This is a genomic window from Klebsiella sp. S69, assembly GCF_016516145.1.
GTDB lineage: Bacteria > Pseudomonadota > Gammaproteobacteria > Enterobacterales > Enterobacteriaceae > Klebsiella > Klebsiella oxytoca.
Genome location: NZ_JACVUU010000008.1, coordinates 1 through 14,303, shown reverse-complemented (window position 1 = coordinate 14,303; position 14,303 = coordinate 1). Strand labels below are relative to the sequence as shown.

Sequence of the window (14,303 nt, the reverse complement as noted above, 5' to 3'; positions counted from 1 at the left end):
CTAATCTACGCGCCATTTTTCGGTGCCGATATTCCCGTTGCTTAAAGGTAGCTCCATGACAGACTCCATTTTCCCCCGCTTAGTGTTAACCAAAGGACGCGAGAAATCCCTGCTGCGTCGCCATCCGTGGATTTTCTCCGGCGCCGTCGCCCGGATGGAAGGTAAAGCCCGTTCAGGTGAAACCATCGATATTGTGGATGCACAGGGAAAATGGCTGGCCCGCGGCGCCTATTCGCCTTCGTCGCAGATCCGCGCCCGCGTCTGGAGCTTCGATCGCACGGAAGCCATTGATAACGCCTTTTTCGAGCGTCGCCTGCAGCAGGCGCACACCTGGCGCGAGTGGCTGGCGGCCCGCGACGGGCTCGATAGCTACCGCCTGATTGCCGGAGAATCCGACGGCCTGCCGGGCGTTACCATCGATCGTTTTGGCGACTTTTTTGTGCTGCAGCTGCTGAGCGCCGGCGCTGAATATCAGCGCGCGTCAATTGTCAGCGCGCTGCAAACGCTGTTCCCGAACTGCGCCATCTACGATCGTAGCGATGTCGCGGTACGTAAAAAAGAGGGCCTGGAGCTGGCGCAGGGGCCGGTGGTCGGTGAACTGCCGCCTGCCCTGCTGCCGATTACCGAGCACGGTATGCAGCTGCTGGTCGACATTCAGGGCGGCCACAAAACCGGCTATTACCTTGACCAGCGCGACAGCCGCCTGGCGACGCGTCGCTATGTTGCGGATAAACGTGTGCTGAACTGCTTCTCCTACACCGGCGGTTTTGCCATCTCTGCGCTGATGGGCGGCTGCCGTCAGGTTGTCAGCGTCGATACGTCGCAGGAAGCGCTGGACGTCGCCAGACAGAACGTTGAGCTGAATAAGCTGGATTTATCGAAAGCGGAATTCGTCCGTGACGATGTGTTCAAGCTGCTGCGTAAATATCGCGATTCAGGCGAAAAGTTTGATGTCATCGTGATGGACCCGCCAAAGTTTGTCGAAAACAAAAGCCAGCTGATGGGTGCCTGCCGCGGCTATAAAGATATCAATATGCTGGCGATCCAGCTCCTGAACCCCGGCGGCATTCTGTTGACCTTCTCCTGCTCCGGCCTGATGACCACCGATTTATTTCAGAAAATCATCGCCGATGCCGCCCTGGATGCCGGACGTGATGTACAATTTATAGAACAGTTCCGTCAGGCTGCCGATCACCCGGTGATTGCAACCTATCCGGAAGGGCTGTATCTGAAAGGGTTTGCTTGTCGCATTATGTAACTTGAAAATGGAGAATCGGCCCGCATATAGCAGGTAATCATGTAACCCGGGAGGTGCTTATGATAGCCAGCAAATTCGGTATCGGCCAACAAGTTCGCCACACGCTTCTGGGCTACCTGGGCGTAATCGTCGATGTCGATCCAGAATATTCGCTCACGGAGCCGGAAGTGGACGAAATCGCCGCTAACGACGATTTGCGTCTTGCGCCCTGGTATCACGTGGTGATGGAAGATGACGATGGCCAGCCGATTCACACTTATCTTGCAGAAGCGCAGCTAAGCAGCGAGCCCAGCGATGAGCATCCGGAGCAACCGTCTCTGGACGAGCTGGCGAGAACCATACGCCAGCAGCTGCAGGCGCCGCGATTGCGCAACTAACCTAAAACCCGCGCTGCGGGTTTTTTATTCCCCTATCATTTTGCAGTCGCTGCCAGCGCCTGGCATATCTGGTTATTAAACCGTCCGTCACGCTGCTGTTTTTCACTCCAGCGGGTATTAGCCAGCTTCATCTCACGTGAAATGCCCTCGCTATTAAGCGCAAGCTGTTGAAAAAAAGGCGCGAGCATCGCCCCACCCGGTAAAACCTGAATTTTAAACACCGGGCTACCGTCGATGTAGCGATACGCCAGCGCGTGGTCCGGCAATATGGTGGCGGCAAACGACTGCTGCGCGTAGCTGGCCCAAAAGCTTGCCGCGCCGTAGCCGCGCGAGAAATAATTTTCGCAAACGGGCGGGGCGGCTAACGGCAAGATGCTTTGCTCCGCGGGCCTGAATGCATTTTCCATCCAGCGCGCCATGCCTTCCAGATACCATTTCTGTTTAAAAACCGCGTAGCCGTACTGATACAAATGGAACAATTCATGGGCGGGCGTAACGTTGCGCGCCGGCCGCCGGGCCGCATTGAGGACAATTTTTAAACCGCAGGGGAGCGTCGCGCCATCGTTCATGGTTTCCGCCGCCACGCGGTCAAAGGCCAGGCCGTGACCTTTAGGAAGCGTCAGCAGGTAGATATTAATTTGTCGGGCCTGGGTATAAATTTTCTGCTGCAGCGGCGGTCGTAGACCCAGCAGCGAGGTGTAAAGATATTTTGCAGCCTGAAGCTGGCTCGCGATGTCTTTCACGACATCCGGCACGCCATCGCCGGTACTATCCTGCGGATATTGCAGGGCGTCCTTACCCTGCAGGCTGTAATAAATATGAAACTCATCGACAACGTGCGCTTTTTCCAGATGATGATTGTGCAGCAGCGATCCTGGCACGCAGCGGGCAACCTGCACCACGTCACGGGCCAGCAGCGGCGCACAGCCGCCGCAGGCCAGCAGCAGCGCGACGACTCGCCTCATGGCCTCTCCTACGGCGAGCGCGGGGGAAACGGACACGGACGGTTACCCAACGCTAGCCGCCTGTGGACTCTTGCTGGCCAGGCCGAAATCCGCCTTCGCCTGCGCTGCCATCAGCCGCTCGCTGGCCTGCAGCCACGCCGCCCAATGTTCGGCGATGGCGCTGGCATAATAGCGTTGAGCGTTGCGCAGCGCGGCCTGCCGCATACTTTGCTGTAGCGTTTTGTCCGCGATAACCTTGATCAACGCCGCCGCCAGAGCTTCTTCATCGCCGCAGGGAACCAGCATCCCCGCCTGCCTGTCCTGCAGGATGTCGCGCGGACCGTATTTGATAGCAAAGCTAATCAGCGGGGTACCGTAGGCCATCGCCTCCACGGCGGAAATAGACTGCCCTTCCTGAGTCGAACAAAGCACGGTACAGCAGGCCGTTTTATGCGCCTGGGCGATGTCGGACGTGAAGCCATTGATATGGATCGCCTGCGCCAGCCCCCACTCCGCCACCTGCGCGCTCAGGCTGCGCCGCAGCGGCCCTACGCCATAAGTGTGCAGCTGCGCATCGGGGATAACCGCCAGCACTTTACGAAAGGCGCTCAGCAGTAAGGCGTGCTGCTTCTCCTCCGAGTAACGCGCGAGGTAGATAACCGTTTGTGACGGCACTTTCTGCGGGTTTGCCGGAATATTGCCGTTATCGAGATGGTTGGGGATCACCGCCATCTGCGTAGCCGGGAATCCCTCCTGCTGCAAATCCTGCCACTGCTCATCGGTGAGGATAATCAACTGGTCGACGAGATCCGGCTGCTCCAGGAGGTGTCGATATGAGCTTTTCAGCGCGCCGTTAGAGAGCTGATGATGGGAGTGAATAATGGCGCTTAATGAGCAGGCCATACGCTGAGCTGGCCGTGAACAGACGAAGTTTTTCCACGTTTTATTTTTATCCACGATAAAGTGCCAACGCCCTTTCCCCGCCAGCATGGTTTCCAGCATCCACGAAAAAAAGTCCTCCTCCAGAGTAAAGCGTTTGACGTCGCCCCCGGCGAGGGCAATTTCCAGAGCGCTGAGCCGCAGGTTGCCTTTCTTCTCATCAAAGCTTTTACGCAGCAGAATATTGCCGGCGCTATCGATATAATCTTCGATAATTTTCCCCTGCGGGCGTAGCAGGAAGTTCTGTTTTCCCACCGGCAGGTCCGCGTCGGGATTGACGACATGCCTGAGTTCAATACTCCCCACCAGCGGCTCCAGTGTCGCAATCGCGTTCATCTCCAGGCAGTCGCTTAACCACTGGTAAAGGTTATAAACCGGTACCTCTTTGGGCAGCGCCCCCCGCGCCTTCAGCGCCTTGACCACCGCGGATAATTCGGGATTCCACGCCGCGGTAATCAGCCAGGGTACGGCGCGCAGATGTTCGGTGAACAGCTTCGCCCGACGCATGGCGGCCACCTCGATACCGTTACCGACATCGCGTAGCGTCTCCAGCAGAAAAACGGGCGTCGCATCAATCGACGACGGCGCGTTGTCCTGCTGGAGCGACGGCTTTTTTGCCGCTAAGTGGTATTTCTGATAGGCGATAAAGCCGGAGAGATAGTGTTCGACGTCATCGATACGTACGCGGTAGCTGTGGTGGCGTATAAAGAAGCTGTTAACGATCCGCGCGGGATTTTTAAAGAACATCGCCAGCTCGGGCCAGAAGAAGCCGTTCAGCAAATAGCGGGCGCGGGTTTCCAGCGCCTGCCAGAATTTTTGCTGGTCAAAATCATCCAGCAGGTGGCGGTGCTCGGGCGAGGCGCCCAGCCGGGTGACCATTTCCGACGCCGCCATCATTAGCTCCAGCAGCGTGGGATAGGTCGTCACACGATGCAGTACGAAATCAAGATGATCGCGCACATTATTGAGACCAAAACGAAAGTACTTCTCCTCCGGGCGGAAGCGGGTTAATTCATTTACGCAGTAGCTCAGCCAGTGGTCGTGATGCTGCCAGTGTTTGTTTTGAATGAAATAGGCGAAGGCTTTTTCCACCACGTCCAGCCACAACGGCTCTTTGGTCAGGCCGTACAGGCGCATCAAGGCAAACGCCGCTTCGCCATCGTAGTAAATAATGCGGAATTTGGCCTTCAACGACAGATCGTGGCTATTTAATACATGAACAAATTGGCCGCTTTGCGGATCCTGCATCCAGGCAATACCGGTCGCCAGCTGCGCCATCAGCGGCAGGTACTGCCGGTCTCCGGTCGTTTCGGTATATTTTACCAGCGCCAGGATGCTGACGGCATTACCGCCAAGCTTGATCTCCTCGCCAACGTCGCAGAGGAACGCTGCCTCGCGCCCATCATCCAACGTCCGCACCTCAATCAGCGTGCTTACCAGATACGCAATCGCCCGGTCTATGGCCTGGCGAACCGACGGCTGGCGCGTCGCTTCCCAGCCTTCGATCAGCGAATAGGTCGAGCTGGCGTGGCGCAGCGCGTTATAGGAACGGACCGGGCGATCGAAACAGGGGAACCAGCCATAATGATACAGCCCATCTTTCCTGACCTGACGGGCCAGATAATCGCTGCCTTTTTTAATCACTTCAGCCAGGCACGCTTCCTGCCAGTTTTCCCCAATGGCGCGATAGCCGGAGCCCCTCCCGGCATGTTCAATGACTTTTACGCCAAAGCGATCGCAGAAGACCGCCTGGGTTTTAAAACGCCACAGAGGCTGCTGCGGATCCTCCGGCCAGCTAAGCGTCTGCTTAAACCGCCGCTGGCCGTAGTTTTGCAAATTGACGCTATTCGGCGCGACGACGCCATTGTCGCCGTCGTAGAGCAGCGCGTTGCCGGCGATTTCCTGCTCTAGCATCGCACAGCTAAACTGCGGGTCAAACGCGAGTCCAAAGCGAAAATAGTTGCGCTTGGTGACTCTGAATTTCTCATTGAGGGAGTGCCAGCTGAGCTTTTCCACGCTGTCCACAACGTCGATACGCAGCCACTGCGGTTCATTGGCCTGCTTTTTACGCCACTCCTGCAGCGCTCTGGCCCCCGCCAGCCAGGCGAGATCGAAGCTGGTTCCGCTGGCGATATGCATATGCGCCCGCTCTTTGCCATCGCTGACGCTAAAGAAGATCACCCATGCCGGATAGTCAGAGGGCAACACGGTGGATTTCAATTTTTTGGCCTGAAAGCAAGCTTGTTGCAGTAAGTCACTTAGCGCCATCTTTCCCTCTCCATTTATTCAAGAATGCGTTGGATGTTTAAAAATTATTATCAGAGACTGCAAACAAACTCGTTTTAGAGATTGCGCCACATTATTGTCGGGTGGCGTATGACGCCTTATCCGACCTGTCATTCCCGTATACCGCGCCGGGGTATCAGCCCCGGCACATCTCCCGGACCGCAAACGGCGGAGAACCCGTAGCCGACAAGATGTTCGCACTTTGATTAGCGCTCCCGTAATGCTTCTTTGGCCCGATTAAATGGTTTTACCAGATAATCCATAACCGTTTTTTCACCAGTCTTAATATCAACGGTAGCGATCATCCCCGGGCCAATTAAAAAGCGCTTGCCGCTCTTATTCTCCAGGTAATCATTATCAGTACGGATAAATACCCGGTAGTAGTAAATATCGGGTTTAGCTTCATCCTGAGTGGTATCCGGCGATATGGTTTCCACCACGCCGTTAAGTGCGCCATAGATGGCATAATCATAGGCGGTAATTTTGACCAGCGCCTGCTGGTCGGGATGGATAAAAGCAATATCGCGAGGGGAGATCCGCGCTTCGATTAATAAACGGCCGTCTACAGGCACGATTTCCATCAATTCGCCATTGGGCGCAATAACCCCACCAATAGTATTGACCTTAATATTTTTAACAATTCCCTGTACCGGCGAGCGGACGGTTAAACGCGTCACCGAATCGGCGCGCCCTTTAATCACTTCCGCCAGGCTGGCCACATCGGCATTGGCTTTTGACAGCTGTTCACGCGCGTCAACAAAATAACGCGTATTGAGATCGATTTTTTTAAAACTAATATCCGCGACCTGCTGACGAAGACGCAGCACTTCGACGTTGCTCGCCGCCCCGGTTTTCGCCAGTTTTTCAGTAATAGCCAGTTCGCTATTGACCAGCTTTAACGACTCATCCAGCTGACGCGTCGATTTGCTCAGTTGCTCCTTGCGGCTATGGTAAAGGCGGGTCTCCTCCGCCAGCAGCGCGGGCCAGGCTTTCAGGGTGTCGGGAAACGCCAGCGGCTGATTGTTGACCTCAGCAGTTAAGCGAATGCTCGCCGCCAGAGAGGCGCGATACTTCGCCTGGCTTTCCCCCACGTTAGATTCGCTGCGGGTGGGGTCGAGGCGCGCCACGACCTGTCCGGCTTGCACTTTGCTGCCCTCCTGCACGTTCAGCTCGGTTAAAATGCCGCCATCGAGGGTCTGAATCACCTGCTCCCGGGAGCTGGGGATCACTTTTCCGGTGCCCGTAGAGACTTCATCCAGCACGGCGAACCAGGCCCAGACAGCGCCCACCAGCAGCATACCGGCCAGCAGCAGTATCAGCCGCCGCGATTTTACGATCTTCGCTTCGTCTTGTTCGTTATCCGGCAGCAGCGCCACCGGGTCATGATCCGCCATCAGGGGAAGCTTATTCATATATTCACCACCTGGCCGCGGGCTTTCTCTTGTTCAAAGACGGTGGCTTTAGGTTTATCCAGCGCCAGCTGTCCATCCTGGATGACCAGAATCCGGTCAACGATATTGAGCACCGCCGCTTTATGCGTGGCGATAATCATCGTTCGCTCGCCGGCCCACAGCGCCAGCTGTTCCACAAAGGCCTTTTCCGTTCGCTCGTCGAAATAAGAGGTCGGTTCATCAAGCAGGACGATGTTCGGATCGCGCAGCAGGGTTCTGGCCAGCAGCAGCGACTGGCGCTGGCCGCCTGAAAGCCCCACCCCGCCTTCCATGACAATATGTTCGAGGCCGAGGGGCAGTTTGCGTACAAACTCCAGAGCGCCGCACAGGGTAAGCACCGAGAAGATTTCATCATCCGTCGCCGCTGGCCGCCCAAGGATTAAATTCTCGCGCAGGGTGCCGTGAAACAGCCGCGCCTCCTGGGTGAGCAAAGTGGCGTTGCGGCGAATATCCGCAAGGTCGATCTGCGGCAGGCTTAAATCATCCAGCCGCAGTTCGCCGGCGACCAGCTCGACGTTGCCCATCATCGCCTGCAATAGGGTCGATTTACCGGCGCCGATTCGCCCAAGGATGGCGATTCTCTCACCGGCTTTAATCGATAGCTGGTTAATTCGCAGCGGAATCGCGGCGTCGTTAAGGCCGTAGCGGAATTCCGCCTGGCGGAACTCGTAGTTACCGTGCAGCACGGCGCGGTGAACCCGGGGTTCGTCCTGGCCGCCTTCGACCGGTAGCGCCATCAGATTATCGAGGCTGGCCTTCGCCGTTTTCACCTGCTGCCAGCGAGCAAGCACGCCGCACAGCGCGGTCATCGGCGCGACCATGCGGGTTGAAAGCATCGATGCCGCCACCATGGCCCCGGTGGTGATGTCGCCATTAATCACCAGCGGCGCGCCGACCACCACTACCGTGGCGTATAGCAGGTTTTGTACCGACATTCCCCAGCTGACCAGGCCATGAGTGAGCCTGCGCGTTCTGACCCCCGACTCGGCGGTAATCGCAATATAGCTATTCCACTGATGCAAAAAGCGGCTTTCCGCCTGCATCATTTTGATGTCCTGCAAACCCTGAATACTTTCCACCAGAATGGCGTTTCGTAAGGTATTTTCGTGCTGATTTTTGTTGGCCAGCGCCGCGAGCTTGCGCTGCAATAGCAGGCCGGGCAGGATCATCAGAACCGTCGCCACCGGCGCTATCCAGCTTAGCCACGGCGAGACGATAAACAGCACCACCTGGAACAGCAAAAAGAACGGTAAATCCGCCACGATGGTCATCATCGTTGAGGTCATCATTTCGCGCACCTGCTCCAGCTCGCGGATTTGCGAAATAAAGCTCCCCGTTGAGCGCGGCACTGCGCTGTTTTTCAGGCGCAACGCGTGGCCGAAAACCCGGTCCGAGACCCGAATATCCCCACGTTTGCCGAGCAGATCCGTGACGTGTCCGCGCATAATTTTCAGCGCAAAAGCAAATACCGCCGCCAGCAATACGCCGCTGAACAGGACATAAAGAGTGGGATAAGACTGGGCCGGGATCACCCGATCGTATACCTGCATCGAAAACAGAATCCCGCTCAGCGCCAGAACGTTAATGGCGAACGAAGCCAGCATGACGTGCATATAGGGGCGAAGATCTTTCAGCACAATTTTACGCAGCCAGTCCGGCTGAAAGCGGGTCAGATAGCTTTCTGTGCGAATATCCCTTTCCGGAGACGACGGGCGAAAAGCAACGGTGTTGTCAATTTCCGGCAACAGGGTTTCCAGCGGGCAGTAGCTGAGCAGCGACAGCTCCTTCACGAACCGCACCCCGACGGCATTATTGACGTCAAAGCTTTCAACTATCGCCACCTGGCCATCGCGCAGCTGGATAACGAGCGGTAGTCGCCAGGCCGACATTTTCTGATCGGTGGCGGATAAAAACTGGCAGTGTAATCCGGCGTGGCGCGCCAGGTGCCGGAGCGCTTCGGGCAGGGTTTTCTGCGTCGCCCATTCGGCAGCCGCATGTAGCGTTCCGGGAGAAAAACTTTGTCGATAGTGGTTGGCAATAAAGGCAATCGCATTCGACCAATCGGACAAGTGCGGTTTTCCGGCACGTTCATCTTGTGGGGTCATGGGCGGATCTCCACGCCCTGGATATTTTGATTTTCCAGCACGAACACCGTGCGCATCTTGCCGGTGCTGAACAGGCAGTCCAGCTCCAGCGAGCGCAGTTGTGATTCCGTCAGGACCTGGCTAAATCTGGCCTGGTAAATTTCCTGATCGACGTTGAGCAGATCCAGCAGCGGCCGTGAACCGAGCTGGAGATACTGATCCTGGTACAGCGCCCGGGTTTGCTCGCCCAGCTGCTGCTGTCGTTTCTGAATCCCCAGCGACTGGGCAAGATTGACCGCTTCATCGCGAGAGGCGTTCAGCTTCTGGCTGGCGTCCAGCTGGGCGGTTTTGATCGCCGCATTCGCCGCCGCCAGACTTTGTTGGGCGGCGTCTCGGGAGGCGGTCATCGCCCCGCCCTGATAGATAGGCATTTGCACTTTTACCCAAGCGGAATATTGCGTTTTATTCAGCACCGCGCTGTTGGCGTAGTTATCGTTAAGATAATGGGTCACCTCCGGTTCCAGGGAAATCGTCGGCAGCATTTGCGCGTTGGCGTTATCCAGCTGCGCCTGCGCCTGACCGGCCTGGGCCAGCGCCGCCAGTACCGCTGGAACGGAGCGGTAATCGATTTTGGATACCGCGCAGGCGGCATCCATTCCCTGTGGGACATCATCCGTTACCGTCGCGATTCCGCCGATGCCGATATAGGTCGCGAGCGTGGCTTTCCAGCGTTCAAGGGCCGCCTGATATTGCAGGAGCGTGGATTGCGCGCCTTCCACGCGGGTATCGGTCTGCACAACGTCCGATAATGAAGATGCCCCCGCATCGTTGCGCTGGCGAATAAGATCGCCGATCTGCTGTAGCGAGTTAACCTGCGCTTTGGCGATTTCAACCAGCTTTTGATAGCCCTGCACCTGGACTACCGCTGCGGCGGTATCGTGAGCGACCTGATCGATATTCAGCATCACGGTGGCCTGCTGCTGAGCCACGCCGGAGTCTGCTGCTCTCACCGAACTGGACACTTTGCCGAAGTCGTAAAGCATTTGCGACACTGAGACGACCAGCGATGGCGTATATCCGGCATCAGAATAAGTGTTTGTATAACCATTATTCATACCCGCACTTATTTGCGGGTAATATTTTGCTTTCGCCACATCAACTTTTTGCGCCATCTCCTGAAGCTTACTGACCTCCTGCGTAATAGAGGGATGCCAGTTCACCGCGTTTTTTACCGCCTTTTTAATATCCAGCGGACCGGATATTCGGGTCTGACTGTTAATAATCTCGTCGTTATACCCCGCGACCTGCTGATTATCGGTTAAACGCTGGCTGCTAATATCATTCGGCAGCAAATATGAATTTTCCGCATGAGCTGAAAGCGACGGATTTAACGTGATTAATAGAGCTGTATAGCCACAGGTTATGACATTCCTTTTTTGTATAAATAGACGCATCAAATTTACCCTTCAGAAAACACGCACTGAAAAAACGGATATAATAATTTCCGCATCATTATTTTTATTAAATGATAGTCGGCGTTCTCCCGCTTCACTGACCTGAATGATTCCTCCGCGATAAAATAATCTGGACGGCGCTTCCCTGTGCCGTCATCGATTTAAGCTAGTTAATTGGAGTTATTGGTATCAAGCAGCTCGTTGAGCGAATTGATATGCACCCCTTCCAGCGTGATTAAGGTTGTCGATTGATGGCTGCCTGCGCCACCGTCGCGGTCGATAGATACCACCGTATTACTGCCCACGTAGCTCAAGGTGACATAATTGCCCAGGCTACTGCTGTTACCATCCCAGCCGACCAGCAGCGCCGATACGTCGATATGATCCCCTTGCGCAACCGAGAAGTCCTTCCAGGTATCGCTTCCGTTGCCGCCGGTATTATCATCGGCCAGCAGGTTGTAGATTACCGTGTCGGCCCCGATGCCCAGGGTGAAGGTATCGTCGTAAGCGGTACTGTGGATGTCGTCGCCGTTCACGCTGCCGGTAATCTGCGGATGCAGATCGATAGTCAGCGTCGCCGCGGAAGAAGCGCCATTGCTGTCGTTCACCGAGTAGGCAAAGACTTCCTTATGCGTGATGGTCGACACATCCATTCCTGCCTTCAGACTGTAGGTGTAAGAACCATTATTCGCCATCGTCAGGGTGCCATAGTCACCGTAAATTGTGACGCTGGTTGCGCTTACGTTACTCCCGTTGCTGGTCGTGATACTGCCATTGCTGTGGAAAGTCCAGGTTTCCGCAGCGCCGCTGGAAGTGTGTCCGGAGACGCTGTAAGACGAGTACAGTACGCCATGGAAATCTTCCGTACCGCCTGAGTTATTTCCGTTCTGTATATTTCCACTGACGTTGGTTCCCGCTACCGTGTAGTGCGTCGCGGTGTCAATGGTCGTACCGGTTATCGAAGCCCCGACGGTATAATTCGGTGCCGGCGTTAAGAAAGTATCAAGAGTGGCGGTCGCCTTAGACACCAGAACCATCTCGTAGTTACCTTCGCTCAATGCCACATTCGTCAGCGTTAACGTATCCGCAGCGTTTGTTGTGGTGCCGATAACGGTGGTCAAGCTCTCTGTCGGCGTGCCCTGCCATACCAGAACCTTACTGCCATCGCTGAGCACGTGATAAATGCTGACCGTGCTGTCAATTCTGACGGTATTGACCACCGAGCCACTAGCGGTGTAGTTCACTTTCACCGAGAGCGTATCCATTTCGCGATCGGCCCCAACGCTGAAGTTGATGGTCCTGGTTGCTGATACGCCTCCCGTGGTTGATTTACCGCTTGTATTCAGCCCCGCAGTGTCAATCGCCGGAACATTCACCGTTGCTAGCGCCGTTGCTACGTTCAGCGTGACCTGGTCATTGACCGCCAGCGAAGCCGGACTATCGATATCGATCGTCAGCGTGGTGCTCGCCGTGTGGCCGAGGCTGTCAGTAATGGTGTAAGTAAAGACTTCCGATTGACCGACGCTATTCACTCCGCCATAAGGCTGATAGGTATAGCTACCGTCGCTGTGGATGGTCAACGATCCCCATGCGCCCTCTATCGTCGTTCCGCTGCCGCTGACCTCCTTAGGTTCAGCGCCGTTAACCGAGGTGGCGGTGACGCTGGTCACCTTAATATTAACCCCTGTATCCGCTACGTCGCCTGCACCATCGCTTTGCAGCACGTTGCCCGTCAGGCTGTCGGTGTGATAGCCCTCAGAATCGGTGACCGAGACGTTGACAAAGGTCCCCAGGTTAAGGTCCAGCAGGGCCCCCAGCAGGCCTCCGGTATTCGGTGAGGAGACCACCGCCGTATACGATCCTGAAGGTAACATCGAGGACCAGCCGCCTCCGCTATAGCCGAGGCTGAGCCCGATGCCGTTAACGTTAATGTTGACGGCGTTTGTCAGGACCTGCACGACTTCTCCGGTAGCCTTATCGATGATAGAGAGATCCGCCGTGAAGGACGATGCGCCGCCCAACAGGCTCAGCAGCGTCGTCAGTGCAGCGCCCAGACTCAGACCGGTGCTCCCTGAGACCGTCATCAGCACTTTTTCGTTCGCGCCGGCGGCCACATCAAAGTCAAAGCTATTACCGTTAAGTAACCCAACATTGACGTTACCGAGTAACGAGACGCCGACGAGCTGCCCGACGGTACCGCTTTCTCCGTTGAGGGTATCGAACGTCGCGGTCAGATCCGTTTCCTGAGCATCCGGATTGGCCTGCGCCGGTTCGATATTGCCGCCGATATTAATCGTCAGGTTCGTCGTCGATGTATTACCCGCTTCATCGGTAATGGTATAGCTAAAGACATCCGATTTACCGATAGCGGCCCCGCCTTTGGTCAACTGGTAGCTATAGCTGCCATCAGAGTGAATCGTCAGCACCCCATAAGCTCCGGTGATATCGACGCCAGCGCTGGTCACATTGACCGGTGTCGATCCGTCGACGGAATCCGATACCGCACTGGTGACCGAGATGCCCTGACCGCTATCCTGCATATCGCCGCTGGCGGTTGTATCCAGCACGTTACCTTCAATGGCGCCGACGCTGTAGCCAACCGAATCCGTCACATCCACTTTGACGAAGCTTGCCACCTGTGCCGCTGCCAGCGCGTTGATCAACGATACCAGGGTGCCGTTACTTTCCGGCGCAGAGATAACCATGGTGTAGTCGCCGGCCGGCAGATTGGCGAAGGAGACCGTGCCGTTGTAGGAGAGCCCGCCAAGCAGGCTCGCCGAGATAGAGACGCTGTTTTCTGCTATCGCCACAACTTCACCGGTGACCGTATTCACCACCGACAGATCGGCCTTCAGGGTATTTCCTGCCCCCAGCAGATTGACGATAGTGGTCAGTAATCCGCTCGCCGTCAGCAGCGAGTTGCCGTTCACCGATACCGTCATATCCTCCACGGTGCCGGATCCCACGCTAAAGCGCAGATTATTGCCCGCCAGCAGCGAGACATCGACGGTGCTGAGCAAGGTCAGGCCAACCAGTTGACCGCTGGTACCGCTGACGTTGTTCAGGTTACCTTCCAGCGCGACAACGTCCGGGCTGTTGCTATCGGGGTTGGCCTCAATATCGCTGTCAGAGTCCGAATCGCTGTCAGAATCCGAATCGCTGTCGGAATCCGAATCACTGTCGGAATCCGAATCACTGTCAGAGTCCGAGTCGCTGTCCGAATCCGAGTCACTGTCAGAGTCGGAATCGCTGTCAGAGTCAGAATCGCTGTCGGAGTCCGAATCACTGTCCGAATCCGAGTCGCTGTCGGAGTCAGAGTCGCTGTCGGAGTCAGAATCGCTGTCAGAGTCCGAGTCGCTGTCAGAGTCAGAATCGCTGTCCGAATCGGAATCGCTGTCAGAGTCCGAATCGCTGTCAGAATCCGAGTCACTGTCAGAATCCGAGTCACTGTCAGAATCGGAATCGCTGTCAGAGTCAGAATCACTGTCAGAGTCCGAGTCGCTGTCAGAA

8 protein-coding genes are annotated in these 14,303 nt (G+C 56.0%); 2 read left to right on the top strand and 6 right to left on the bottom strand.

From position 1 onward, the window contains the following. The first annotated feature begins 55 nt into the window (after positions 1 to 55). Both rlmI and hspQ read left to right on the top strand, forming a co-directional pair. Entirely contained in the window at positions 56 to 1,258 is a 1,203-nt protein-coding gene (rlmI, locus tag IAE27_RS09505; protein ID WP_049129428.1) for a 23S rRNA (cytosine(1962)-C(5))-methyltransferase RlmI, read from the top strand. Positions 1,259 to 1,317: 59 nt separating this feature from the next. Next, positions 1,318 to 1,635 (top strand): heat shock protein HspQ, encoded by a 318-nt coding sequence (gene hspQ / locus IAE27_RS09500; protein WP_004100817.1) that lies wholly within the window; start codon positions 1,318 to 1,320, stop codon positions 1,633 to 1,635. 35 nt (positions 1,636 to 1,670) lie between these two features. Here hspQ and IAE27_RS09495 read toward each other — a convergent pair whose 3' ends face one another. From IAE27_RS09495 to IAE27_RS09470, 6 genes are all read right to left on the bottom strand, one after another. Beyond that, positions 1,671 to 2,600 (bottom strand): hypothetical protein, encoded by a 930-nt coding sequence (locus tag IAE27_RS09495; RefSeq protein ID WP_064370586.1) that lies wholly within the window; start codon positions 2,598 to 2,600, stop codon positions 1,671 to 1,673. Between the two features lie 42 nt (positions 2,601 to 2,642). Further along, on the bottom strand, positions 2,643 to 5,786 hold the full coding sequence (locus IAE27_RS09490) for a glycosyltransferase (protein WP_142475561.1): 3,144 nt from the start codon (positions 5,784 to 5,786) through the stop codon (positions 2,643 to 2,645). Between the two features lie 224 nt (positions 5,787 to 6,010). After that, a complete protein-coding gene (locus IAE27_RS09485; RefSeq protein ID WP_049129430.1) occupies positions 6,011 to 7,216 on the bottom strand; it encodes an HlyD family efflux transporter periplasmic adaptor subunit in 1,206 nt (401 codons plus the stop codon). Further along, positions 7,213 to 9,360 carry a type I secretion system permease/ATPase gene (locus IAE27_RS09480; RefSeq protein ID WP_070557420.1) on the bottom strand — a complete coding sequence of 716 codons (2,148 nt, stop codon included), beginning with the start codon at positions 9,358 to 9,360 and terminating at the stop codon, positions 7,213 to 7,215. Before IAE27_RS09480 ends, IAE27_RS09485 begins: the two co-directional genes overlap by 4 nt. Continuing rightward, complete coding sequence (locus IAE27_RS09475) at positions 9,357 to 10,793, bottom strand: TolC family outer membrane protein (RefSeq protein WP_154022809.1); 1,437 nt, start codon at positions 10,791 to 10,793, stop codon at positions 9,357 to 9,359. The genes IAE27_RS09480 and IAE27_RS09475 overlap by 4 nt, the downstream gene beginning before the upstream one ends. A 170-nt stretch (positions 10,794 to 10,963) precedes the next feature. Beyond that, on the bottom strand, positions 10,964 to 14,303 hold a 3,340-nt coding region (locus tag IAE27_RS09470), incomplete at its 5' end, for a BapA/Bap/LapF family large adhesin (RefSeq protein ID WP_200092340.1).